General features: G+C 32.1%; 24 protein-coding genes. 19 read left to right on the top strand and 5 right to left on the bottom strand.

Features of this window, described 5'->3' with window-relative positions; translation table 11 throughout:
- The first annotated feature begins 94 nt into the window (after positions 1-94).
- The 14 genes from M890_RS0108045 (at position 95) to M890_RS0108110 (ending at position 12,939) form a co-directional block, all read left to right on the top strand.
- The gene (locus M890_RS0108045) at positions 95-868 is read left to right on the top strand and encodes a M90 family metallopeptidase (RefSeq protein WP_028283040.1); all 774 of its coding nucleotides are present in this window, start codon (positions 95-97) and stop codon (positions 866-868) included.
- Positions 869-913: 45 nt separating this feature from the next.
- Positions 914-1,546, top strand: a complete 633-nt coding sequence (locus M890_RS0108050; protein ID WP_028283041.1) for a Crp/Fnr family transcriptional regulator — start codon at positions 914-916, stop codon at positions 1,544-1,546.
- A 63-nt stretch (positions 1,547-1,609) separates the two neighbouring features.
- On the top strand, positions 1,610-2,404 hold the full coding sequence (locus M890_RS0108055) for a sulfite exporter TauE/SafE family protein (protein ID WP_028283042.1): 795 nt from the start codon (positions 1,610-1,612) through the stop codon (positions 2,402-2,404).
- A 168-nt stretch (positions 2,405-2,572) separates the two neighbouring features.
- Positions 2,573-3,988 carry an MBL fold metallo-hydrolase gene (locus M890_RS0108060; RefSeq protein ID WP_028283043.1) on the top strand — a complete coding sequence of 472 codons (1,416 nt, stop codon included), beginning with the start codon at positions 2,573-2,575 and terminating at the stop codon, positions 3,986-3,988.
- A gap of 163 nt (positions 3,989-4,151) precedes the next feature.
- The gene (locus M890_RS0108065; protein ID WP_028283044.1) at positions 4,152-4,421 is read left to right on the top strand and encodes a heavy-metal-associated domain-containing protein; all 270 of its coding nucleotides are present in this window, start codon (positions 4,152-4,154) and stop codon (positions 4,419-4,421) included.
- 9 nt (positions 4,422-4,430) lie between these two features.
- Entirely contained in the window at positions 4,431-5,429 is a 999-nt protein-coding gene (locus M890_RS0108070) for a c-type heme family protein (protein ID WP_028283045.1), read from the top strand.
- Between the two features lie 13 nt (positions 5,430-5,442).
- Positions 5,443-5,739: a thioredoxin gene (trxA, locus tag M890_RS0108075; RefSeq protein ID WP_028283046.1), complete on the top strand. Its 297-nt coding sequence runs from the start codon at positions 5,443-5,445 to the stop codon at positions 5,737-5,739.
- A complete protein-coding gene (locus M890_RS0108080; RefSeq protein WP_028283047.1) occupies positions 5,739-6,320 on the top strand; it encodes a class I SAM-dependent methyltransferase in 582 nt (193 codons plus the stop codon). The genes trxA and M890_RS0108080 overlap by 1 nt, the downstream gene beginning before the upstream one ends.
- Positions 6,321-6,418: 98 nt before the next feature.
- Entirely contained in the window at positions 6,419-6,568 is a 150-nt protein-coding gene (locus M890_RS16855) for a hypothetical protein (RefSeq protein WP_191099807.1), read from the top strand.
- Between the two features lie 193 nt (positions 6,569-6,761).
- Positions 6,762-7,484 (top strand): peroxiredoxin, encoded by a 723-nt coding sequence (locus M890_RS0108090; RefSeq protein ID WP_028283048.1) that lies wholly within the window; start codon positions 6,762-6,764, stop codon positions 7,482-7,484.
- Positions 7,485-7,553: 69 nt separating this feature from the next.
- On the top strand, positions 7,554-8,900 hold the full coding sequence (locus M890_RS0108095; protein WP_028283049.1) for an MBL fold metallo-hydrolase: 1,347 nt from the start codon (positions 7,554-7,556) through the stop codon (positions 8,898-8,900).
- A gap of 113 nt (positions 8,901-9,013) precedes the next feature.
- The gene (locus M890_RS0108100) at positions 9,014-10,369 is read left to right on the top strand and encodes a cytochrome ubiquinol oxidase subunit I (protein WP_028283050.1); all 1,356 of its coding nucleotides are present in this window, start codon (positions 9,014-9,016) and stop codon (positions 10,367-10,369) included.
- Positions 10,370-10,378: 9 nt separating this feature from the next.
- Positions 10,379-11,416 (top strand): cytochrome d ubiquinol oxidase subunit II, encoded by a 1,038-nt coding sequence (cydB, locus tag M890_RS0108105; protein ID WP_028283051.1) that lies wholly within the window; start codon positions 10,379-10,381, stop codon positions 11,414-11,416.
- 65 nt (positions 11,417-11,481) lie between these two features.
- Positions 11,482-12,939 (top strand): NAD(P)/FAD-dependent oxidoreductase, encoded by a 1,458-nt coding sequence (locus M890_RS0108110; protein ID WP_028283052.1) that lies wholly within the window; start codon positions 11,482-11,484, stop codon positions 12,937-12,939.
- Between the two features lie 266 nt (positions 12,940-13,205).
- Here the strand turns inward: M890_RS0108110 and M890_RS0108120 are convergent, their stop codons facing one another.
- Entirely contained in the window at positions 13,206-14,204 is a 999-nt protein-coding gene (locus M890_RS0108120; protein ID WP_028283053.1) for a metal-dependent hydrolase, read from the bottom strand.
- A 134-nt stretch (positions 14,205-14,338) separates the two neighbouring features.
- Here M890_RS0108120 and M890_RS0108125 point away from each other — a divergent pair, with 134 nt between their 5' ends.
- The 5 genes from M890_RS0108125 to M890_RS0108145 all read left to right on the top strand — a co-directional run bounded on the left by M890_RS0108125 (position 14,339) and on the right by M890_RS0108145 (position 20,780).
- Positions 14,339-15,646, top strand: a complete 1,308-nt coding sequence (locus M890_RS0108125; RefSeq protein WP_028283054.1) for a TolC family protein — start codon at positions 14,339-14,341, stop codon at positions 15,644-15,646.
- Positions 15,647-15,654: 8 nt separating this feature from the next.
- A complete protein-coding gene (locus M890_RS0108130; RefSeq protein WP_028283055.1) occupies positions 15,655-16,731 on the top strand; it encodes an efflux RND transporter periplasmic adaptor subunit in 1,077 nt (358 codons plus the stop codon).
- Positions 16,732-16,870: 139 nt separating this feature from the next.
- Positions 16,871-20,065 (top strand): efflux RND transporter permease subunit, encoded by a 3,195-nt coding sequence (locus M890_RS0108135; RefSeq protein WP_028283056.1) that lies wholly within the window; start codon positions 16,871-16,873, stop codon positions 20,063-20,065.
- 16 nt (positions 20,066-20,081) lie between these two features.
- Positions 20,082-20,291 (top strand): YgaP family membrane protein, encoded by a 210-nt coding sequence (locus tag M890_RS0108140; RefSeq protein WP_028283057.1) that lies wholly within the window; start codon positions 20,082-20,084, stop codon positions 20,289-20,291.
- A 150-nt stretch (positions 20,292-20,441) separates the two neighbouring features.
- On the top strand, positions 20,442-20,780 hold the full coding sequence (locus tag M890_RS0108145; protein ID WP_028283058.1) for a DUF4870 domain-containing protein: 339 nt from the start codon (positions 20,442-20,444) through the stop codon (positions 20,778-20,780).
- A 72-nt stretch (positions 20,781-20,852) separates the two neighbouring features.
- Here the strand turns inward: M890_RS0108145 and M890_RS0108150 are convergent, their stop codons facing one another.
- The 4 genes from M890_RS0108150 to M890_RS0108165 all read right to left on the bottom strand — a co-directional run bounded on the left by M890_RS0108150 (position 20,853) and on the right by M890_RS0108165 (position 24,748).
- A complete protein-coding gene (locus tag M890_RS0108150; RefSeq protein ID WP_028283059.1) occupies positions 20,853-21,236 on the bottom strand; it encodes a hypothetical protein in 384 nt (127 codons plus the stop codon).
- Between the two features lie 162 nt (positions 21,237-21,398).
- Complete coding sequence (dnaN, locus tag M890_RS0108155) at positions 21,399-22,517, bottom strand: DNA polymerase III subunit beta (protein WP_028283060.1); 1,119 nt, start codon at positions 22,515-22,517, stop codon at positions 21,399-21,401.
- Between the two features lie 85 nt (positions 22,518-22,602).
- Entirely contained in the window at positions 22,603-24,282 is a 1,680-nt protein-coding gene (gldG, locus tag M890_RS0108160; protein WP_084553617.1) for a gliding motility-associated ABC transporter substrate-binding protein GldG, read from the bottom strand.
- Positions 24,263-24,748: a DUF2062 domain-containing protein gene (locus M890_RS0108165; protein WP_028283062.1), complete on the bottom strand. Its 486-nt coding sequence runs from the start codon at positions 24,746-24,748 to the stop codon at positions 24,263-24,265. Before M890_RS0108165 ends, gldG begins: the two co-directional genes overlap by 20 nt.

Raw genomic sequence — 24,748 nt, forward strand, 5'->3', positions numbered from 1 at the left:
TTTTTAGCGAAGATACTTATTATGTCCTTTTTTTACCATAAATATATTTTTTTGTCTATCATAATTCAATATTTTGCAGTAACAATTTTAAAATATGATTTATACAGTAGTTTTTATAATTTTAATAGGGTTTATAGTATATGCTTTTGTACTAATGAAGCCTAAACCTGTAAAACAAATTCCCAACCATTGGCATAATTTATTATTAGAAAATGTTTTGTTTTACAAAAGATTAACTCTGGCTAATCAAAAGATATTTAGAAACCGAATAGCACTTTTTTTAGCAGAAATTAATATTGATGGTGTTAACACTACTATTGATGATCTGGATAAAATACTAATAGCATCTAGTGCCATTATACCAGTTTTTGGGTTTAACCAATGGAGTTATAATAACTTATCAGGCATTATTGTTTATCCGGATAGCTTTAATAAGGATTTGCAATTTTCTGATATGGATAAAGACCGAAAAATTTTAGGGATGGTTGGTACTGGTCGTTATGAAAAACAAATGATTTTATCAAAAAAAGCCATCCGATTAGCCTTTAATAATAAAACTGATAAGCATAATACACCAGTCCATGAATTTGTACATTTACTAGATAAAATGGATGGAGAAACTGATGGTGTTCCAGAATATTTTTTAGGTAAAGAATTTATACAACCTTGGTTAGAATTAATGCATACTGAGATGGAAAGTATAAATAACGATACTTCCGATATTAGAAAATATGGAGGAACAAGTCAAGCCGAGTTTTTTGCAGTAGCTTCAGAGTATTTTTTTGAACGTCCTAAATTATTCAAACAAAAGCATCCAGAGTTATATAAGATGCTGTCGTTATGTTTTCAGCAACCAAAACAAAGTTAAGTTAATCCTTTTTTGGTTAACTTTACAATTGAAAAAAAATAGATTATGCTAGAGCAGTTAAAACAACATTATGGTTATTTGTTTGAAGATGAGTTAATTCAAGAAATTAATAATGTTGGGACTTACAAAGATATTCCTGAAGGTTTTAAACTTATTGAAATTGGAGATTATATAAAGTCTATGCCACTTTTAGTTAGTGGAGCAATCAAGATTTTAAGAGAAGATGAAGATGGCGATGAGTTAATCCTTTATTTTATCGAGCAAGGAGACACTTGCGCAATGACATTATCTTGTTGTTTAGGAAGCTCTAAAAGTGAAATTAGAGCCATAGCAGAAACAGATACTAAGTTAATTATGATACCAGTTGCCAAAATGGAAGAATGGCTAGGTAAATATAAGTCTTGGCAACAATTTGTGTTGCAAAGCTATCATAATCGTATGTCAGAGCTACTAGAAGCAATAGATACGATTGCATTTTTAAAAATGGACGAGCGTTTGTTTAAGTATTTAAAGGACAAAGCAATGGTTAATCATAACGAGGTTATCCATGTCACACACCAACAAATTGCTAGAGATTTACATACCTCACGTGTCGTTATTTCAAGATTATTAAAAACACTTGAAATTGATGGAAAAATAGAACTTCATAGAAACAATATTAAGGTCTTGGACTTATAAGCGTAACAACTGTTACAAAGGGTGTCATATTTATATTTTAAGTTTGTATAAGATTAATAGATTATGGATTTTATACAAGTAATAACATATATAGCAGCTTTTTTAATTGGTGCAGTTTTGGGATTAATAGGTGGTGGTGGATCTATTTTAACCGTTCCATTGTTAGTTTATTTTTTAGCCTATAATCCAGTTATAGCGACAGCATACTCATTGTTTGTTGTTGGATCCTCATCGCTAGTGGGTGTTATTCAAAAGCATCGCGAAGGATTAGTAGATTTTAAAACAGGTTTAGCGTTTTCATTTCCATCCTTTATTGCTGTTTATATTTCTAGACGTTTTGTAGTACCAGCAATACCAGAAACTATAGTATCTATAGGTACATTTAGTTTGACCAAGGATATGGCTATCATGATATTTTTTGCAATAATCATGTTTTTAGCAGCCTTTTCCATGATTAAAACTAAACAAAACACAAAAACAACTGCTACCTCACAACCTTATTACAAGACATTTATGCAAGGTGTGGTAATTGGTATAATTACAGGATTAATTGGTGCAGGAGGAGGATTTTTATATGTTCCAGCACTAGTATTGTGGGCTGGATTAGACATGAAAAAAGCAGTAGGCACATCCCTAATTATAGTCGCAATAAACTCATTAATAGGGTTTTCAGGAGATATGCAAACCTTAGATATTGACTGGGTTTTCCTTTTATCCTTTACAGGTTTAACTATTTTTGGTATATTAATTGGAGGTTATTTTTCCAAATATATTTCTAGTAAAAAATTAAAAAAGAGCTTTGGTTGGTTTATATTAGTAATGTCCATTTATATTATATTAAAAGAGTTAGTTTTTTAATTATGTAACTTAAGTTGCTGTAAAAATTTAAAAACATTAGTAAATTTGAAGAATTAAAAATGAATTTTTGCCTTATGGCGAATTTCTTTTAGTAAGAAAAATAGATTTAAAAGTGAACCGAGCCCTAAAGGCGAACACATTTTACCAAAACATAAAATAGAATTGAAAATGAAGATAGAGCAAATTTATACAGGTTGCTTAGCACACGCAGCCTATTATATAGAAAGTAATGGAGAGGCAGCAATTATTGATCCTTTAAGAGAAGTACAGCCTTATATAAAAAGAGCACAAAAAGATAATGCTAAAATTAAATACATTTTTGAAACGCATTTTCATGCAGATTTTGTGTCTGGTCACTTAGATTTAAAAGAAAAAACAGGTGCTCAAATCGTATTTGGACCTACAGCAAAACCATCCTATGAAGCTATCATAGCCACAGATGGTCAGGTGTTTGAAGTTGGAGACTACAAGATAAAAGCTATCCATACTCCAGGACATACTATGGAAAGCACAACGTATCTTGTAATTGACCAAAACGGTAAAGAACATGGTATAGTTACAGGAGATACGCTATTTATTGGAGATGTTGGTCGTCCTGATTTAGCCCAAAAAATAGCTTCAGATTTAACTCAAGAAAAATTAGCTGGTTATTTATTCGATTCACTTCGTAACAAAATAATGCCATTAAGTGACGACTTAATAGTATACCCTAATCATGGTGCAGGTTCAGCTTGTGGTAAAAACATGAGTAAAGAAACTACAGATACATTAGGGAATCAGAAAAAAGTAAATTACGCTTTGCGTGCAGACATGACCAAAGACGAATTTATAACCGAATTGTTAGATGGCTTATCAGATCCACCAGCATACTTTCCTCAAAACGTTATGATGAATATTAAAGGTTATGAAAGCTTTGATAAAGTTATGACTAAATCTCAAAAACCATTATCTCCAAAAGCTTTTGAAGCTGCTGCTAATGATACCGAAGCTATAGTATTAGACGTGCGTCATCAAACTGAGTTTGTTAAAGGTCACATTCCACGTTCAATATTTATTGGTATAGATGGTGGATTTGCACCTTGGGTTGGTGCATTAATTGCAGATGTTAGTCAACCAATTTTATTGGTCATTCCAGAAGGAAGAGAAGAAGAGGTAATCACACGTTTATCTCGTGTTGGATTTGATAACGTTATTGGTTATTTAGAAGGTAGTTTCCAAGCATGGAAAGACGCAGGAATGGATTACGACACGTTAACATCAATTTCTGCAGAAGAGTTTGAAAAACGATACGAAGATAACAAAGATGTTATTTTTGATGTTAGAAAGGATGGCGAGTTTACAGCCGAACATATCGATGGTGCAAAACACACTGCTTTAGATAATATTAATAGTCATTTAAGTGAGTTTCCGGAGGATAAGCCATTTTATGTGCATTGTGCTGGTGGATACAGATCTGTAATTGCTGCTTCTATATTAAAAAGTAGAGGAATTCATAATTTAATAGATGTAGCAGGTGGTTATGGTGCAATTAAAAAAACAACAATACCAAGAACAGACTATGTTTGTCCGACCACATTAAAATAGTTTTTTAATCTTATAATTATAAAAGCGCACATAGTAAAACAGTCTATGTGCGCTTTTTTTATGTAACAAAGGTTACTATGTAAAGCCTTAAATAACCGTAACTTTATAGCATAACAAGTTATAGTTGTTTTAACCTAAAATGGCTAACTAAAAATTAATTAAAATGAACACTTCAATAGTAGTACAAAACTTAAAATGTGGTGGTTGTGCAAACACTATCACAACTAAATTAGCCCAAATAGAAAATATCACAGATATTAATATAGACGTCGATAATAGCATAGTTGCATTTAGTCATAACAATGACGCTGATGCTAAAATGGTAAAAGACAAACTTAAAACGTTAGGTTATCCAGCAATAGACGATGATAATAACTTAGTTTCTAAAGCTAAATCCTTTGTTAGTTGTGCAACTGGTAAGCTATCTAAATAAATTATAGTTATGAAAAAGGTTTACTTACTTATAGTATTATCGTTGGTTTTGGTTAGCTGCAACAATTCTAAAAACAAAAAGCTATCTGCTTTTGACACTCAAATGAAAGCGAATAAGCATCCTGGAAAAAAGCTAATGGAAACTAACTGTTACACATGTCATAGTCCATCAGCTAGTCAAGCTGATAGGATTGGACCACCAATGATTGCTATTAAAAAGCATTACATTGATGACAATACAACAAAAGAAGAGTTTATAGCAGATATACAATCATGGATTAAAAATCCCAATGCACAAGATGCTAAAATGCATGGAGCAGTAAAACGTTTTGGTGTTATGCCAAAGCAAGCATTTCCAGAAGAGACAATTGCTAAAATAGCAGATTATATGTTTGATTATGATATTGATCAACCAGAATGGTTTGAAAAGCATTTTAATGAAGAAAAAGGTAACCATAAAGGACAAGGAAAAGGACAAGGAAATGGTATGCACAAACAACAGGCTGAAACAAATTTTGAAGATTTACCATACGCAGAACGTGGATTAAAATATGCCTTATCAACAAAAGCAGTTTTGGGTAAAAATTTAATGGGAACTATCCAGAAAAAAGGGACGTTAGAAGCTTTGGCGTTTTGTAATGAAAAGGCTTACCCTTTAACAGATAGCATGTCTGTAATACATAATGCATCCATAAAAAGAGTTTCCGACAAACCAAGAAATCAAAATAATTTAGCAAATAATAAAGAATTGACGTATATTAATTCTTTTAAAAACGACATCAAAAATAATATAGAACCAAAACCAATAGTTGATCTATTAGACGATAAAGTACATGTGTATTACCCAATTACAACAAATACAATGTGCTTGCAATGTCATGGTAAACCAAATCAAGATATTAATAGACCAACCTTAAATAGTCTTGCTAATTTATACCCTAAGGATAAGGCAATAGGTTACTCTATAAATCAGGTTAGAGGTATTTGGAATATTAGTTTTGATAAATAAATAATGTCAAAAAATGAGTAAATTTTCAGAAATAATTAATCAAGACCAACCTGTATTAGTAGATTTTTTTGCAGAGTGGTGTGGACCTTGTAAAACTATGAGTCCGATTTTAAAGGATGTAAAAGACAACTTAAAAGACCGTGTGTCTATTATAAAAATTGATGTAGATAAAAATCAAGAATTAGCATCTAAATATCAAGTTAGAGGTGTGCCAACGTTATTGTTATTCAAAAACGGAAAACAAGTTTGGAGACAATCAGGTGTACTACAAAAAAACGAATTAATTGATGTTATTACTGCAACATACTAATGGATTTAAGTGCGGATTTTTGGGATAATAGATATCAAACCAATGATATTGGTTGGGATTTAGGTACTATTTCTCCGCCATTAAAAGCCTATTTTGATCAGTTAACCAATTTGGATTTAAAAATTTTAATTCCTGGTGGTGGTAATAGTTATGAGGCAGAATATCTTTTTAATAAAGGGTTTAAAAACGTATATGTTGTTGATTTATCTCAAACAGCTTTAGATAACTTAATAGCTAGAGTACCTGATTTTCCATCATCAAATTTAATTTTAAATAATTTTTTTGATTTAAATATGACGTTTGATCTAATTATAGAGCAAACTTTTTTTTGTGCAATTAATCCTAGCCTAAGAGCCGATTATGCTAAAAAAGCTTCAGACATTTTAAATGTAAATGGTAAAGTTGCAGGCTTATTATTTGATGCGACTTTAAATACAACTCATCCACCTTTTGGAGGTAGTAAAAAAGAGTATTTAGGCTATTTTAACCCTTATTTTGATATAAAGATAATGGATGCCTCTTATAACTCCATAAAGCCAAGAGCGGGAAAAGAATTGTTTTTTGTTATTCAGAAAAAATAAAGGTCTAAAAAAGGTGTCGCAAAACTGATATATGTCATATTAATTATGAAAGTACAGTAGTAATTTTACAGTATTAAATAACGATACAATTTTACACTATGATACCTCAAAACATTGCATTATATAATTGGAACAACGGAGTAATTATGATTGCTATATTCGCAATTGTTTGCTTAGGACTTATAGGTTTATTAGTAAGCTCAATGACAAGTAGTGATAGAGATAAAGAAGAGCCTAAAGAAAGATAATTTAAAACAGTACACATAAAATTAATAAAGCGCATATTATGCGCTTTTTTTTATGCAAAAAGTTTTTGTTACAGCGATTGTTAACACTTATAACAGGATAGGGAATAGGTATCGTTTAAGTCACAAATGTTACATGTAGCCACAGCCTTGTAAAGTAATTTTATACTATAAATAATTTAAAATATTATATAATATGAATACACTAGAAACAACACCACAAGACACATTTGCAATGCCAAGAATTGGTGATAAAGCACCAGAATTTAAAGCTGTAACAACACAAGGAGATATCAATTACCCTTCAGATTATAAAGGGAAATGGTCAATATTATTCAGTCATCCTGCAGATTTTACGCCTGTTTGTACGTCTGAGTTTATGACATTCGCGCATTTAGAAGAAAAGTTTGAAAAAGCTAACTGTAGCCTTATCGGTTTGTCAATTGATGGTTTATATAGTCATATTGCATGGTTAAGAACTATTAAAGACAAAATTGAATTTAACGGAATGAAAAACATTGAAGTTAAATTTCCTTTAATCGAAGACATATCCATGGAAGTAGCCAAAAAATATGGTATGATTCAACCAGGAGAAAGTAAAACGCAAGCGGTTAGAGCGGTCTTTTTTGTAGATCCAAACGAAACCGTTAGAGCTATTATTTACTATCCTTTAAGTTTAGGACGTAATTTTGATGAGTTATATAGAGCCTTAATTGCAATGCAAACTTCAGACAAATTTAATGTAGCTACTCCAGCAGATTGGAATCCTGGTGACGATGTAATTGTTTCTCCTGCTGGATCTTGTGGTGTTGCAGAAGAGCGTATGACCTCTACTGAAGATTTAGACTGTAAAGATTGGTTTTTCTGTACTAAAAAATTAGATAAGGATTTAGTATTGGATTCAATCTTAAAAAAGTAAGCTAATACATTTAAAAAGAGCCTTTTATTAAGGCTCTTTTTTGTATTTTAATATCTAAATAAAAATATCATGATTATTAAACAATTTCAAGATAAGCCATTAGCGCATTATTCTTATGCAATAATTAGTGATGGTAAAATGGCGCTTGTAGATCCATCAAGAGATGTAAAACTGTATTACGATTTAGCAGAAAAACATAATGCTAAAATTATTGCTGTTTTTGAAACGCATCCACATGCCGATTTTGTGAGTAGTCATTTGCAAATTCATAAGGAAACTGGAGCAAAAATTTATGTAAGTAAATTGGTTGGCGCTAATTATCCGCATCAAACATTTGATGATGGAGATACTCTTAATTTAGGAGCGGTTACTTTTTCGGCTATTAATTCGCCAGGTCACTCGCCAGATAGTATTACAATTATTGCTAATGATGCAGATAATAATTATGCGATGTTTTCTGGAGACACCTTATTTATTGGTGATGTTGGAAGACCAGATTTGCGTGAAAAAGCAGGTAACATGAAAGCTAAAAGAGAGGAGTTAGCTAAAAGTATGTATCATACTATGCGTCATAAATTTAATCATTTACCAGACACAACAACTGTTTATCCAGCGCATGGTGCAGGATCGTTATGTGGTAAAAACATGAGTACAGATGCATCAAGCACTTTAGGAAGAGAACGTACTGAAAATTGGGCATTTAAAGATTTAACTGAAGATCAATTTGTAAAGCATATTTTAAATGATCAGCCTTTTATACCTTCCTATTTTGGATTTAATGTTGATATAAATAAAACAGGTGCAGATAATTTTGAATCTACATTTTGTGGCATACCTTTTTCATTTGGGATAACCAATTTTATTAATGATGACAGTCTGATTATTGATTTTAGAAGCGCATCACAATTTAAAGAGAATCACCTAAAAGGAAGTGTTAATATTATTGCAGAAACGGAAGATGATAAAGTAGAAACTTGGTTAGGTTCTATCGTTGCTCCTAATGAAGCGTTTCATTTAGTAATTAACTCAATTAACGACAGAAAAACAATGCTTAGTCGTATTGCTAAAATAGGTTATGAAAAGCAAATCAAATCGATTATTACGTTAGGTGCCAATACCTTTGAAACATTTAAAGTATTAGATATTGAAGATTTTAAAAAACACCCAAATCAATATACTATTATTGATATCCGTAATGCAAGCGAGGTAGCAGAAGGTAAGATTTTTGAAACTGCGATTTCAATTCCTTTACATCAGTTAAGAGCTTCTCAAAGTCAAATTCCTACGGATAAACCTATTGTGGTGCATTGCGCAGGAGGTTACAGAAGTGCAGCAGGAAGTAGTATTATTTCAAATATAATTAAAAGAGTTCCTGTGTATGATCTTAGCGATGATGTTAAAACAATTATAGCTTAAAAATATAAAATGAATATTAATTTTTAAAAGCCTCTTTTTGAGGTTTTTTTTGTAATAAAAGTTACAAAGCGTTTAAGCGTTGCGTCGTATTTTTGTATTAAAATAAACAAGCTATGGATACCGAAATTTTAGCCAGAATTCAATTTGCCTTCACTATTGCCTTTCATTATATCTATCCACCTTTAAGTATTGGTATAGGTCTAATAATGGTTATTATGGAAGGGTTATATCTTAAAACAGGAAATAAATATTATGAAGTACTAACACGTTTTTGGTTAAAAATATTTGCCATAACTTTTGGTATTGGTGTAGCTACTGGTATTATTATGGAGTTTGAGTTTGGTACCAATTGGGCAGTATATTCAAGATATGTTGGTGATATTTTTGGTAGTGCTTTAGCAGCAGAAGGCTTATTTGCATTTGGATTAGAAAGTGCTTTTTTAGGAGTATTAATTTTTGGATGGAATCGTGTGTCACCTAAAGTACATTTTATCTCTACAATTGGTGTTTTTCTTGGTTCTATGTTTTCGGCAGTTTGGATTGTTGTGGCTAATAGTTGGCAACAAACTCCTGCTGGGTATCATATTGTAGGAGAGGGATTTAATGCTAGAGCAGAAGTGACAGATTTTTGGGCAATGGTTTTTAATCCATCTAGTGTAGATAGAATAATTCATGTTTGGCAAGGTGCCTTTTTGGCTGGTGCCTTTTTAGTATTAAGTGTGCATGCTTATTATCTACTTAAAGGTCGATATGTTGAAATTTCAAAAAAAGCATTTAAAATTGCATTAGGATTAGCAACTATTGTATCATTAACTCAGTTACTTTCAGGACATAGTTCGGCAGATGGTGTAGCTGTAAATCAGCCTGCAAAATTAGCAGCTATGGAAGGACATTATGACAAATCTGCACCTGCTGATTTATACTTGTTTGGTTGGGTTAATGATAAAACTCAAGAGGTTACAGGTATTGGTATACCAGGAGGATTATCGTTTTTAGTGCATCAAGATTTTGAAGCGCCTATCACAGGATTAAACGCTTTTCCAGAAGCGGATAGACCAGGTCAAGTTAATGCAGTATTTCAATTTTATCATATTATGATTTCTATTGGTATGTTTTTAATTGGATTAACATTGTATGCTTCGTTTTTATGGTGGAAAGGAACTTTATTTAAAAAACGATGGTTGTTAAAAATCTTTGCATTTTCAGTCTTACTGCCACAAATAGCAAATCAAGTCGGATGGTTTGCTGCAGAGATGGGACGTCAACCATGGATTGTGTATGGACATTTAAGAACAAACGAAGGATTTTCGCAAGAAGTGTCTTCTAATCAAATTTTATTCTCTTTAATTTTATTTTTAGTAGTCTATACTATATTGTTTTTATTATTCCTTTATTCTGTAAATAAAAAGATAAAGCATGGTCCTTATGATGAAGCTAAAAACCCAGATGAATTTTTAAAATACGTTTAATACAAAATTATGGAAACAATATTAGGTATAGATTATCCAACACTTTGGTATTTAGTTGTGGGTTTATTATTTTCTGGTTACGCCATCTTAGAAGGCTTTGATTATGGCGCAGGAGCATGGCATTTATTTTTAAAAAAAGACTTAAGTCGTCGTATTGCAATTAATGCAATTGGTCCATTATGGGATGCAAATCAAGTCTGGTTAATTATTGGTGGAGGCGCATTATTTGCTGGTTTTCCGGTTATGTATGCTACGATGTTGTCCGCCATGTATATTCCTTTCATGTTGTTTTTAATGCTTTTAGTATTAAGATCTGCTGCTATAAAATTTAGAAGTGCTGAAGAAATGACTTGGTGGCGAAAAACATGGGATATTATTTACTTTATTTCTAATACGCTAATAGCTTTTTTATTAGGTGTCGTTTTAGGAAATGTTTTACAAGGTTTTGAGTTAGGAGAAAATCTGACCTATCAAGGTGGTATTTTTTTCTCCTTTTTAAGTCCTTATGCTATTATGGTTGGGTTTACAACATTGTCTATTTTTATGACACAAGGAGCTATTTTTTTATTGCTAAAAACTGAAGGTCGCTTACATGCTAGATTAACTTTTTTACTTAAAAAAGGAATGATTTTCTTTATTATAAGTTTTGCAGTAACATCCTTATATACTTTGACTTTTTTACACGGAGTTACAGATAAATTTAAAGAAAATCCTGTATTTTTTGTACTACCTATTTTAGCCTTTTTAGCAGTTGCTAATGTGCCTAGATTAGTGTCTAAGAAAAAATACGCTAATGCTTTAGTTTTTTCATCTTTAACAATGGCTTTTTTATTAATGTTGGTTGCTTTTCAGTTATATCCAGTATTATTACCTTCTACCATAGATCCTAAATACAGTGTAACTATATATAATGCAGCTTCATCTCAAAAATCCTTAGGCATAATGTTAACCATTGTTGCTATTGGAGCACCATTATTAGCAGGTTATTTCTTGTTTTTATATAAAACATTTCATGGTAAAGTCAAGTTGGATGATACTAGTTATTAGTTATGTAACATAAGTAGCTGTACAGATTTTAGAGATGTAATATCTTTATTAAAAATTAACAGTTTATGTCTAAAATAGTCATTTTAGGAGCTGGAATTTCTGGTCATGTAGCAGCTTCACATTTACGTAGAAAACTATCCAAAGACCATGAAGTAGTCGTAGTGTCTCCTAACAGTAATTACCAATGGATTCCGTCTAATATTTGGGTTGGAATTGGTAGAATGAAATCAAATAAAATCCTATTCCCATTAGCGCCTTTGTATAAAAAGAAAGGTATTGGATACAAACAAGCCAAAGCAATTTCGTTTTTTCCTGAAGGCGATAAAACAGAAGAAAAACCTTATGTTTTAGCAGAGTATGTCACAGGAGCTAGTAAAGGTCAACAGGAAAAAATAACATACGATTATTTAATTAATGCCACAGGTCCAAAATTAAATTTTGAAGCTACAGAAGGCTTAATTCCTGGACAAAATAAAATCTATTCTGTTTGTACATATACACATGCAGACCATGCTTGGGAAGCTTTAAATGAAGTCATTCAGCAAATGAAAGCTGGTAAAAAAATGAAAATTCTAATAGGTACAGGTCACGCCAAATCAACTTGTCAAGGAGCTGCTTTTGAATATATTTTAAATGTAGAACAAGAATTGCGTAAACATAAAGTACGAGATATGGCTGAAGTGACTTGGATTTCTAACGAATATCAATTAGGCGATTTTGGTATGGATGGTATGTTGTTAAGCTATGGAAGCATGACGATGAAATCTCATGAAATGGTTGAAATGATTTTTGAAGACAGAGACATTAAATGGATTCTTGGAGCTGGTGTTAATAAAATTGAAGATGGCGTAGCGCATTACGAAACACTAGAAGGAGAATTTAAATCTGAAACCTATGATTTTGCAATGTTAATTCCTTCGTTTTCTGGTCATGGTTTTAAAGCTTATGATAAAAATGAAAATGACATCACAGAAAAACTCTTTAAAGGGTTTATGATTGTAGATGCTGATTATACACCAAAACCATACGAAAAATGGTCTGTAAAAGATTGGCCAGAAACGTATCAAAATCCGAGTTATAAAAACATTTTCGCACCAGGAATTGCATTTGCGCCACCACATGCCATTTCTAAACCAAGAACAAGTAAAAACGGAACAGTTATTTCACCAGCTCCACCACGTACAGGAATGCCATCTGGTATTACCGCAAAATTGGTTGCAGATAATATTATAGATTCTATAATATCCGGAAAAGAGTCTTTAAACCATAAGGGAAGTTTAGGTAATATGGGAGCAGCTTGTATTGCTTCTGCTGGATATGGAATGACACAAGGCAGTGGTGTTAGTATAACAACCTATCCCATTGTTCCAGATTACGAAAAATATCCTAAAACACAAGGTAGACAATTAGGGAAAACCTTCGGAGAAATAGGTTTAGCAGGTCATTGGTTAAAATTGGCTTTACATTACGCATTTATTTATAAAGCAAAAATGCGACCATTTTGGTGGTTGATTCCAGAATAGAAATCAAACTAAAACAAGTTGATTCCTAATTAAAAATATAAATAGTATGACACAAAGAATATCAAAATATCAAAGATTTAAAATGATGAATCCTATCATTCAGTTTTTCAAATTCATTTATTTAAGTATAAAAATAATGATTGTTGTAGCTGGAGGACATGGAGGCACAAGAAAAGTTAACTGATGTGGTTATCAGTTTTTTGATTGGTTGTGAAAAAGGCATTTATAAGCAATTATAAGTGTCTTTTTCTATTGTATCTAGCGTATTAATTTCCTTTTATACGTTGCCATAATTCGGTTAACAGCTTTTTACCATCACGACTATCTTTAGGTGCTTCATTAAAAGTAACTTTACCTGAAGCATCAATATCTAACCTATATTTAAACACGAAATTTTCAGATTTAGGTGTTAGACTTAGTAATCCAAATCTTAAATCGTTAAAATATAATGAGTCATTCTGTTTTGTAATTGTGTACCAACCTTCGGTAATTGCAATCATACGTTTTACGCTTTCATCTTCAATCAAATGTCCTAACAACTCATGGTTTTTGGGATAGCTTTCAAAAGTAATGGGTTGGCTATCAAAAAATGAATAATTACCAAGTAAATAAGCTTCTTCAGTTTGCACATTAGCACTCCAAAGTATGGTATTTAAAGGCGAAGGTCTAGTGTCAATATCTAAATACGCTATGTTTTGTGTTTCTAAAGCAGCTTCAAATTTAGTATAGGAAATCCATTTTAAAACTAAGGTTAATGCCAAATAAGAGGTACTTATTAGTAATCCCATTGTATTGTAAAAACCACGTTTTGTAGAAGTACGTTTTTGTCGCATTGCCAAAATTAAAAACACCAAAAAAGGGATTGTGTACAATGGATCAATTACAAATATGTTTTTAAAAGCTAATCGTAAATCAAAAGGCCAAAACAATTGCGTTCCCCAAGTAGTATGTGCATCTAAAATAGGATGCGTCACAAACGACCAAAAGAATAACCACGACCAATCCTTAAAATTTTTGTAGGTGTCATAACGCGATACCAACCATCCAAATATGGGAGCAAATAATACCGAAAACACAATAGAATGTGTAAATCCACGATGTGTAGCAAGTGCAGAAACAGTATCTGTAAAGTACGAAGCAAACACATCAAAATCAGGAATAGTTCCAGCTATAGCTCCATAAAGCATCGCTTTATTACCAACTTTTTTGCCTAAAACAACTTCTCCAACAGCTGCTCCTAATACTATTTGTGTTAATGAATCCATATAGTTTACAAAAGTAAGTGTTAGCGTTAAATTTACAACAATACTTTATCTTTAACTTATCATGCTACTTGGTAACTTTTGTTACTGACTTCGGTGTTTATCTAACGTACATTTGTACTGTAAATTAATAATTGATGAAAAAACACATTTATATACCTCTATTGGTTTTTGTTTTCAGCATAACTGTTAAAGCACAAGACGTTGTACCTATTGCAAAGTCTGATGTTTTGTCTAAAGTGTCTGAAAATAACACAAGTATTAAAATTTCTGAAGAAGAATTTAATGCTGCAAGAGCAGATTACAGACAAACAAATGCAGTATTTCTGCCTAATATTACAGCAAGTCATACAGGAATAGCAACTACCAATCCGTTAATGGCTTTTGGTTCTAAATTAAATCAGGAGATTTTAACGCAAAACGATTTTAATCCTGCGTTATTAAACGATCCTTCTCAGATTGAAAACTATGCAACCAAGCTAGAAATTCAGCAACCATTAATAAACTTAGATGGTATTTACCAACGTAAAGCAGCCAAGTCTAAAATGGAAGCCATGTCTTTAAAAACAGAGCGTACACAAGATTATTTAGTGTTTGAAGTCGATAAAGCTTACATGCAATTACAATTAGCCTATAAAGCAGTAGCTGTTTTAGAAAAAGCATTAGAAGCTGCAAATGCTAATAAAAAATTGGCAGACGATAGTTTTAAACAAGGCTATTTACAACGTGCAGACGTATTGAATGTGGAAGTGCGAGTAACTGAAGTTCAGAATCAATTACAAACGGCTAAAAGTAATGTGCAAAATGCCTCTAATTATTTGTCTTTTTTAATGAATGATGACACTTATGTGGTATATACTCCAACCGATGAATTAACCATTGCAACGTTTTCATTAGAAGATAAAATGGTGTCAGAAAATCGTTCAGACATTAAAGCCATGCAATTAGCATCAAATGCTTATGAAGCTATGAATAAAGCGGATAAAATGGCGTTTTTACCACGTTTAAACGCGTTTGGAAGTTACGAGTTGTATGACGATAAAATTTTTCAAGGTGATGCAAATGGCTACTTATTTGGAGCGCAATTAAGTTGGGATTTATTTCAAGGCTCAAAACGTTTTGGAAAAGTACAAAAGAGTAAAGCCGAATTTGAAAAATCGAAGCTAGAATACAAACAATACGTATCGCAAAGTAATTTAGAATTAAATAAAGCAAAACGTGCGTTTTTAGATGCTGACAATAAGTTGAAATTAACAACTTTAGCATTACAACAATCTGAAGAGTCTTTAAGAATTAGAACCAACAGATTTAAAGAAGGTTTAGAAAAAACATCCGATTTACTAATTGCCGAAACACAATATGCACAAAAGCAATTGGAATACTACCAAACCATTTTTGAATACAATTACACACAAGCATACTTACAATTTTTAACTAAAGAATAATTTTTAAGATGAAAAACATATATACAATCCTAACACTTTCTGTATCGCTATTAATAGCAAGTTGTGGTAGCGAAGACAAAAAACCAGTTGTAGATAATTCGCCAGCAATTAGCGTAAAAACAAGTCAAGTAGCAGCAAATGGGAATAGTCCTTTTTTATCTGTAAGCGGAAAAATTCAAGCCACTAATAGTGCAGATTTAAGTACTAGAATGATGGGTTACGTTAATAAAGTTTATGTAAACGTTGGAGACAAAGTGCGTAAAGGACAATTATTAGTTTCTATTAATAATAGCGATTTACAAGCTAAAAGAGCGCAAGTAAATGCGGGAATTACAGAAGCAAATGTAGCTTTAAGTAATGCGCAAAAAGATTATAACCGTTTTAAAAATTTATTTGCAGACAATAGTGCGTCTCAAAAAGAGATGGATGACATGACTGCAAATTACGAAATGGCAAAAGCTAGAGTTGAAGCTGCTAATCAAATGAAAAACGAAATCAACGCTCAGTTTGCTTATAGTAATATTACTGCACCTTTTAGCGGAACAGTAACTAGTAAAAATGTAGAAACTGGTAATATGGCAAATCCTGGTGTTCCATTAATAAGTTTAGAAACACCTGGAAATTTTGAAGTGATGGCAATGGTACCTGAAACAGAAATTTCTGCGATTAAAAAAGGTTCTACTGTTGATGTTTTGGTGAAATCGATTAACAAAACCATAAAAGGAAAAGTAAAAGAAGTGAGCACTTCTGCCAAAAATACAGGTGGACAATATTTAGTAAAAATAGATTTAGATAAAACGGAAGCGAATATTTTATCAGGCATGTTTACAACGGTTCAATTTCCTGTGGAAAGAAAAGCAACGTCATCTATGGTTTTAATACCAAATGAAGCGATTGTAACAAACGGACAATTATCTGGTGTTTATACAGTAAGCCAAAGCAATACAGCATTATTACGTTGGTTGCGATTAGGTAGAACTTTTGGAGATCAAGTGGAAGTGTTATCTGGTTTAAATGCAGACGAAGCATACATTGTTTCAGCTGAAGGTAAACTGTTTAATGGCGCGAAAATTACAATTCAATAACTAATAAGTTGCGTTAAGGATAGAAGAGGAAATCCTTTTTACGTCAGTTCGAGTGAATTTGCCTAAGCAAATTTGTACCGAGAACAAGTAAAAAGATTGTAACGGATAGCCTGTTAAAACGCCCAAAATAAAAATTCAAATGAAAGAAGGAATTGCAGGTAAAATTGCCAAAGTCTTTATGCAGTCTAAGCTTACAGTGCTTTTAATGATTGTATTTATGGTGGTTGGTGTGTACAGTTCGTTTTTAATTCCGCGTGAAGAAGAACCGCAAATTGATGTGCCTATGGCAGATATTTTTGTGGGTTATCCTGGAGCAAGTCCTACGGAAGTGGAGTCGCGTGTGATTAAGCCTTTAGAGCAATTAATTTCGAATATTAAAGGTGTGGAATACGTGTATTCTACGTCGATGAAAGAGCAAGGAATGGTCATCGTACAGTTTTATGTTGGCGAAGATATTGAGCGTTCTTTTGTGAAATTATACAACGAAATTAATAAGCATATGGACCAAATGCCACCTGGTGTTACGTTTCCATTAGTGAAAACACGTGCGATTGACGATGTGCCAATGTTAGGTTTAACGTTGTGGAGTGAAAATTATGACGATTACCAGTTAAACCAAATGGCTCAAGAGTTGGAAGCTGAAATTAAGAAGATAAATGATGTAGCTATTACGCATAAAATTGGTGGTAGAGACCGTCAATTACGAGTGGTTTTAGATAAAGATAAATTGGCTGCAAGTGGTTTAGATTTGTTGTCAGTTTCGGAAATGATTAAAGCCAATAATAGCCAATTAAGTGCTGGAAGTTTTGATAAGAATGATACTGAGTTTTTAGTAAATACAGGTGCTTTTTTAGCTTCGGTTACTGATGTTGAAAACTTAGTAGTTGGCGTGCAACAAAACCAGCCTATTTATTTAAAGCAAGTCGCTACAATTATTGATGGACCAGAAGTACCGCAAAATTATGTGAGTTTAGGTTACGGAAAAGGAAGTATAAAATCGGCTGATTATAAGTCGGAATATCCTGCAGTCACTATTTCGGTAGCGAAACGTAAAGGTGCTGATGCCATGAAAATTGCTGATGTGATTATTGATAAAGTAGATCATTTACGTAGCACTTTAATTCCGGATGATGTACATGTGGAAGTTACTAGAAATTATGGTGAAACAGCGTCGCATAAAGTATCGGAATTGCTGTGGCACCTTATTGGGTCTATCTTTGCAGTAACACTTGTAGTGATGCTAGCAATGGGTTGGCGTGGTGGATTGGTCGTGTTTTTATCGGTTCCAATTACGTTTGCTTTGACCTTATTGAGTTACTACATGATGGATTATACGCTAAACCGAATTACCTTATTCGCGTTAGTATTTGTAACAGGAATTGTGGTGGATGACTCCATTATTATTGCCGAAAATATGCACAGGCATTTTAAGATGAAGCGCTTGCCTTTTAAACAAGCTGCTTTGTATGCGATAAATGAAGTTGGAAATCCAACCATTTTAGCAACATTTACAGTTATAGCATCTGTTTTACCTATGGCGTTTGTGTCTGGATTAATGGGACCATATATGGCACCAATGCCAATTGGAGCGTCTATTGCTATGATATTGTCTTTATTTGTGGCCTTAACTATTACACCTTATTTAGGTTATATTTTCTTAAGAGAAAAAGATAAAAAAGGCGCAGAAGAGAAACCTGAAAAAGCAGTGGAAGACACGTTTATTTATAAGGTTTACAACAAGTTTGAACGTCCTTTGTTAGAAAGTAAAGGAAAGCGTTGGTTGTTTTTAGGATTGACTTTTATGGGTTTAATGGCAACTATGGTATTGTTTTTTACAAAATCGGTTGCAGTAAAAATGTTACCATTTGATAATAAGAATGAATTTCAAGTTGTTATAGACATGCCAGAAGGCACAACGCTAGAAAGAACAGGAGTTGTAGCACAAGAAGTGTCGCAATATTTATCTACGCGACCAGAAGTGGTTAATTATCAAAATTACGTTGGTACATCTGCACCAATAACATTCAATGGGTTGGTACGTCATTATGATTTACGTGGTGGTTCTAATATGGCTGATATACAAGTGAATTTAATTGATAAGGGGGAACGCTCTGCACAAAGTCATGATATTGCTAAGTTATTGCGTCCAGATATTCAGAAAATAGCTGCAAAATATAATGCAAACGTGAAGTTAGTTGAAGTTCCACCAGGACCTCCAGTTTTGTCAACTATTGTTGCAGAAGTGTATGGACCTGATTATAACGAGCAAATTAGAATTGCTAATAGCGTTCAGAAAATTTTAAAAAACACAGATGATGTGGTAGATATTGATTGGATGGTGGAAGCAGACCAAACGGAATATCAATTTAACATAAACAAAGAAAAAGCCATGCTATATGGTGTTGCGCCACAGCAAATTGCGTATACCATGAATATGGCATTGTCTAATAGAGCTATCACTAATTTATATGATGAAGATGCTGTAAACCAAGTTGGATTGATATTGGCTTTAGATGAAAAAGAGAAATCTACAATTACTGATATTTCGCAATTAAAAGTAAAATCTAAACAAGGGAATATGGTGCCTATTGCAGATTTAGTAACAATAACAGAAACAACTGCTGCAAAAAGTATTTACCGTAAAAACCAAAAACGTGTGGTTTATGTTATGGCAGATATGGCTGGAGATTTAGAAAGTCCTGCGTATGCTATTCTTGGAATGGAAGAAAAGTTAAAAGAGATTCCATTGCCAAAAGGCTACGAGCTTAACGAAATGTATTTGGGACAACCAGATTTTGAAGATAATTATACTGTAAAATGGGATGGCGAATGGCAAATTACTTTAGAAGTATTTAGAGATTTAGGTATTGCCTTTTTAGGAGCCATCATCTTAATATATATTTTAATTGTAGGATGGTTTCAAAACTTTAAAGCACCTATCGTGATGATGGTTGCTATTCCGTTATCATTAATCGGAATTATTTTAGGACACTGGATTATGGGAGCGTTTTTTACAGCAACGTCGTTTATTGGTATGATTGCTTTAGCAGGAATAATGGTAAGGAATTCGGTATTACTTATTGACTTTATCAATTTAAGAACAGCAGAAGGTGTACCTCTTAAAGAAGCTTGTATTGAGGCTGGAGCAGTACGTACAACCCCTATATTATTAACAGCAGGAACGGTTGTTATTGGTGCATTTGTAATACTGTTTGATCCAATTTTTCAAGGATTGGCAATCTCATTAATGGGAGGAACTATTGTGTCTACAGTATTGACATTGTTAGTTGTACCATTAGTATATTATATGATCGAAAAAAAGAATTATAAATAATTTAAATAGAATTAAAATGTTAAATACATATTTTAGAATAATTGTTGGTTTTATGGTGCTTTTAAGCGTCGTATTAACTACTTATGTTAATCCAAATTGGATGTGGTTTACTGTGTTTATTGGTGTAAATTTGATTCAATCTGCTTTTACAAAATGGTGTTTATTAGAGACTATATTAGTAAAATTAGGTGTAAAAAAAGAAGAGGGAAGTTGTTCTATTAAATAGTTCTGAAAAACTGTAACATTTTGGTTTAATATTCGTCTTATATGTGTAAGTCAGTTAGATGATTTATAAAAAAGAGTAGTAACTAAATCAAGAGAGCTTATTAAATGTTTTGTGATGAATAAGCCTTTTGGTTAATTAAAAATAAGCAAAATGAGAGAAGATAGACAGTTTTTAGTATTAACCCATTTAAGTCAATTAGTGACGTTAATTATTGGATGTGGTAGTTTAATATTACCGTTAATCCTTTGGTTAACACAAAAAGATAAAATATATCAAATGGACGCACAAGGAAAAACCATTGTTAACTTTCAATTAAGTATAGTGGTCTTATATATTGTATGTGTACCGTTAATTTTACTTTTTGGTTTAGGTTTATTAGGCTGGTTAGTTTTAGGATTAGTATCAATAATTTACCCAGTAATAAATGCCATTAAGGTTAGTAATGGAGAACAACCGCATTACCCTTTATCCTTTAATTTTATTAGTTAGTTTATATTAAACAGATAAAGAAGAAAAACGCAACCTACTTAGGTTGCGTTTTTTGTTATAAGAGGTAAAAAGTTATTGTTTAGTAAACTCTAGATCTGAAAAACCTTCAATTTTAAGATGACCTTCATCAGTATATTCAACGGTTGTGTTATGCTGAATATCGTCATTATCAACTATGGTTAGTATTTCGTTATGTATGGTCCATTCAAAAGGATTAGCACTAGATATTACATTGTCCTCTGCTGTTACAATAGTGACTATTTTTCCAAAATTTTGATTTTCAAAGTGAATGTGATATTCAAAAGTTGATGTAGCATCTTCGCGAAGCCAATCACCAATAATAGGACTGGTATTGGTATTGGTATTGTTTGCATTAGAAGCATCATCATCATTATTACAAGCGAATAAAGTGATACTAGATATTAATAAAAACAATAACTTATAACTGTACTTCATAGTGTAGATTAATTATTTAAAACAATAGCTAAGCTTTTTAAAGTTGAGGGTTACTTAGGCAATTGTGTTGTAAAAGTATTAAAATAAAGGGAATATAATATTAATGTAATAAAAAAAAAGCAACTCTTTTGAGTTGCTTTTTTTTATTCTATGTCTTAATTATTAGCTGTTTAACATTACAGGCATGACAAGCATGGTTACTTGCTCTCCAACTTCTAAATCATCTATTGGAGTTAATATACCAGCTCTGTTAGGCATACTTAATTCTAATTGCACATCGTTAGACCCTAAGTTGTTTAACATTTCTGTTAAAAAACGAGAGTTAAATCCAATTTGCATGTCGTCACCTTGATAGTCACAAGTCAAACGCTCTTCAGCTTTATTTGAATAGTCAATATCTTCAGCAGATATATTTAATTCTGCTCCAGCAATTTTTAATCTTATTTGGTGTGTTGTTTTATTAGAAAATATACTAACACGACGCACAGAGTTTAAAAATTGTGTTCTGTCTATGGTTAATTTATTTGGATTTTCTTTTGGTATTACTGCTTCGTAATTTGGATATTTACCATCGATTAGACGACAGATTAATATAGTGTTTTCAAATGTAAACTTAGCGTTAGAATCATTATATTCAATAGTAATTTCCTCGTCACTTGCTCCTAAAATTCCTTTTAATAAGTTTAAAGGTTTTTTAGGCATAATAAACTCGGCTACCTGAGAGGCTTTTACATCTTCTCTAGAGTATTTTACTAATTTATGCGCATCTGTAGCAACAAACGTTAAACCTTCAGTAGAAAACTGAAAGAATACACCACTCATAACTGGTCTTAAATCGTCATTTCCTGCAGCAAAAATAGTTTTGTTAATGGCTGTAGCTAGAATATGACCAGGCATTTTTGTGCTACTTGGATCTTCTAAACTAATCGCCTTAGGAAATTCGTTTCCGTCTGCATAAGCTAAAGCATATTTACCATGGTTTGAGCTAATTTCAACGGTATTGTTTTCTTCAATAACAAATGTTAATGGCTGTTCTGGAAACGTTTTTAAAGTATCTAAAAGTAAACGTGCAGGAATGGCTACGCTTCCTTCGTTATCACTATCCACATCTAAAACAGCAGACATAGTTGTTTCTAAATCGCTTGCAGATACAGTTAGTTTAGATTCATTTAATTCAAATAAAAAGTTATCTAAAATAGGTAATGTATTTGAACTGTTAATAACACCTCCTAAAACTTGTAATTGCTTTAGTAAGTATGTGCTTGATACAATAAATTTCATCTATATATGGAAATTAATACTATTAATAATTTGTCTTACAAATATATTGCTAATGTGTTAAAATAAGAAACAAACTTATTAACACTTACTTGGCATATTTTTTCATACGCAAGTAGTTAAATGTTAAACCAAAAAGACCTAATAAAACCAATGGTAATAAGAGGTTTAGTAGTTGCCATTTTGTTTTTTCTTCAGTAATTTTTTCTGGATTTAAAAAGGCAACTGCAATTTCTTTAGATCTAATGTTTATAAGTCCTGTGTCGTCTAATAGATAATTAGCCACATTTATCAAAAATTCTTTATTACCAAAGGTTTGTCCTGTGTATTTGTCAAAACCTAGTTCTTCCACACCTAATCTTCCTACTTCATTTTTAATAACATCACCATCAGATATTACTACCATTTTAGTTGGTGTACTGCTATTTTTAGGGTTGTTAATAGTGACAGGTTTTACTCGGTTATTATAAGCAGAGGTAAAGGTGCCTTCTAGTAATACAGCCAAGGTTTGTGGACCTTTATTAAAAGTTTTAGGATCTAACTGGTCATTAACCATATCTAGGCTAATTTCGCGAGGTGTACCTTCTAATTTAGTTAAAGGCGCAGTTTGGAGTAATATTGTTTTTTGGGTACTACTTTTAATAGTATCCATAGGATTGGCAAAATCAAATTTTAAAAAATCTAAATTGTGGACAATTGGATGCTTACTGTTTCCTTTAGCGAGAGGCGAATAGGTCCAAGGGTAGCTTTGAAATTGGCTATCACTACCTTCTCCAGAAGCTAACGTGATTGGAGCAGAGTACATGGAGCTTATTATAAGTGGATTAATTCGTATACCATATTTAAAGAAAAAATCTGTAAGATTTAAATCTAAAGGGATAGCAATATTTTTACCATAATCGTTATATAAACTATCCTTGTCCATTGCGACTTGCTCTAGCAACCATAAACTTTTACCACCATTCATGGTATATTGGTCTAAAACAAATTTTTCTTTTTCTGTAAACGCTTCTGTTGGCTTAGCCGAAATTATTAAATCGTATTCTTGTAGCTTTTTTAATGTACTCTCTGCATAATTAGAGACGCTATCTAATGTAAAGGGAGCAATAAAATAATAATCTCTAATGCTTTTAATATAATCGGCTATATATCTATTTTCTAGTTGTCCGTTTCCTTTTAAAACTGCTATTTTACGTCGTTTAGGGTTTACTAATTTACTAATACCATCAGCAAACGCGTATTCTAGTTGTTGTACAGAGTTTGTAACTAATTGTTGTTGTGTTGCTCCAAGTGTATTTTTTACTAACGGAATTTTTACCGTTTGGTCATTATAACTTGCTAAAGCCCAAGGAAAAATAACAGCTTGACTTGTTTTTCCGTTTTCTTGGACGTTTAATTGCATGGGTGTTAATCCTCTAGCATTTAATTGCTGGATATTTTGATCTCTGGTACCTTCGTCTTCAATTGGATTTATAAAGTTAAAGCTAATATTGTTATTGTAGGCAACTAACTCTTCTAACAATTGTTTGGTTTCTGATTGTAGTTTTCTAAACTCTGAAGGAAAATCATCTCCTTCTAAAAACACATCAACTATTACAGGAGACTCTACTTTATCTAATATGGTTAAAACCGAAGGATTTAAAGTGTAGCGTTGATCTGTCGTTAAATCAAAACGTTTATAAAAGGTATTAGCTATTACATTAATTACTATTAACCCAATAACTACAAGTACGATATTTTTGATAGACTTATTCAAATTTTTTCTCAAGTTGATAGGTTTTTACTGCAACAACAGTATCGTTTTTAAATTGAAGCTCAATACACTCTTGGTCTTTAGTAAAAGCACCAGGTTTAAAGCCCATATTGTAATTCCATTGATCTTTAGAGTTAGCTTTAATACTATCATCCCAACCATACCATTCTGCAGTGCCAAAATCTGTTTTAATTTCAGCTTTAGTTTTTCCAATTAGTTGGTTGTTATTGTTTAATTGATCCATCATTTCAAACCTAAGTTCTGGATATTCTGCCCAATTTTCTGCATTAAAATATTTTTGATGATGGTAGCTAGAAAAAATATTAACTATAGGATAAAATAAATAAAAATAGAGTAGTGGTGTTGCTATTACAGTTAGTAATAAACTTATCCATTTATTGTCTCCAATAGTTTTTATAAATAGCCAGGCTAAAATAAAAACAACTATAAATGATATAATTAAAATGGGAGTAATTACCAT

Source organism: Olleya marilimosa CAM030, from assembly GCF_000518485.1.
GTDB classification, from domain to species: domain Bacteria; phylum Bacteroidota; class Bacteroidia; order Flavobacteriales; family Flavobacteriaceae; genus Olleya; species Olleya marilimosa.

Excerpts from the sequence above, each read along its gene's own strand:
- M890_RS0108045 (WP_028283040.1), top strand. The coding sequence starts at position 95 with ATGATTTATACAGTAGTTTTTATAATTTTAATAGGGTTTATAGTATAT.
- M890_RS0108050 (WP_028283041.1), top strand. The coding sequence starts at position 914 with ATGCTAGAGCAGTTAAAACAACATTATGGTTATTTGTTTGAAGATGAG.
- M890_RS0108055 (WP_028283042.1), top strand. The coding sequence starts at position 1,610 with ATGGATTTTATACAAGTAATAACATATATAGCAGCTTTTTTAATTGGT.
- M890_RS0108060 (WP_028283043.1), top strand. The coding sequence starts at position 2,573 with ATGAAGATAGAGCAAATTTATACAGGTTGCTTAGCACACGCAGCCTAT.
- M890_RS0108065 (WP_028283044.1), top strand. The coding sequence starts at position 4,152 with ATGAACACTTCAATAGTAGTACAAAACTTAAAATGTGGTGGTTGTGCA.
- M890_RS0108070 (WP_028283045.1), top strand. The coding sequence starts at position 4,431 with ATGAAAAAGGTTTACTTACTTATAGTATTATCGTTGGTTTTGGTTAGC.
- trxA (WP_028283046.1), top strand. The coding sequence starts at position 5,443 with ATGAGTAAATTTTCAGAAATAATTAATCAAGACCAACCTGTATTAGTA.
- M890_RS0108080 (WP_028283047.1), top strand. The coding sequence starts at position 5,739 with ATGGATTTAAGTGCGGATTTTTGGGATAATAGATATCAAACCAATGAT.
- M890_RS16855 (WP_191099807.1), top strand. The coding sequence starts at position 6,419 with ATGATACCTCAAAACATTGCATTATATAATTGGAACAACGGAGTAATT.
- M890_RS0108090 (WP_028283048.1), top strand. The coding sequence starts at position 6,762 with ATGAATACACTAGAAACAACACCACAAGACACATTTGCAATGCCAAGA.
- M890_RS0108095 (WP_028283049.1), top strand. The coding sequence starts at position 7,554 with ATGATTATTAAACAATTTCAAGATAAGCCATTAGCGCATTATTCTTAT.
- M890_RS0108100 (WP_028283050.1), top strand. The coding sequence starts at position 9,014 with ATGGATACCGAAATTTTAGCCAGAATTCAATTTGCCTTCACTATTGCC.
- cydB (WP_028283051.1), top strand. The coding sequence starts at position 10,379 with ATGGAAACAATATTAGGTATAGATTATCCAACACTTTGGTATTTAGTT.
- M890_RS0108110 (WP_028283052.1), top strand. The coding sequence starts at position 11,482 with ATGTCTAAAATAGTCATTTTAGGAGCTGGAATTTCTGGTCATGTAGCA.
- M890_RS0108120 (WP_028283053.1), bottom strand. The coding sequence starts at position 14,204 with ATGGATTCATTAACACAAATAGTATTAGGAGCAGCTGTTGGAGAAGTT.
- M890_RS0108125 (WP_028283054.1), top strand. The coding sequence starts at position 14,339 with ATGAAAAAACACATTTATATACCTCTATTGGTTTTTGTTTTCAGCATA.
- M890_RS0108130 (WP_028283055.1), top strand. The coding sequence starts at position 15,655 with ATGAAAAACATATATACAATCCTAACACTTTCTGTATCGCTATTAATA.
- M890_RS0108135 (WP_028283056.1), top strand. The coding sequence starts at position 16,871 with ATGAAAGAAGGAATTGCAGGTAAAATTGCCAAAGTCTTTATGCAGTCT.
- M890_RS0108140 (WP_028283057.1), top strand. The coding sequence starts at position 20,082 with ATGTTAAATACATATTTTAGAATAATTGTTGGTTTTATGGTGCTTTTA.
- M890_RS0108145 (WP_028283058.1), top strand. The coding sequence starts at position 20,442 with ATGAGAGAAGATAGACAGTTTTTAGTATTAACCCATTTAAGTCAATTA.
- M890_RS0108150 (WP_028283059.1), bottom strand. The coding sequence starts at position 21,236 with ATGAAGTACAGTTATAAGTTATTGTTTTTATTAATATCTAGTATCACT.
- dnaN (WP_028283060.1), bottom strand. The coding sequence starts at position 22,517 with ATGAAATTTATTGTATCAAGCACATACTTACTAAAGCAATTACAAGTT.
- M890_RS0108165 (WP_028283062.1), bottom strand. The coding sequence starts at position 24,748 with ATGGTAATTACTCCCATTTTAATTATATCATTTATAGTTGTTTTTATT.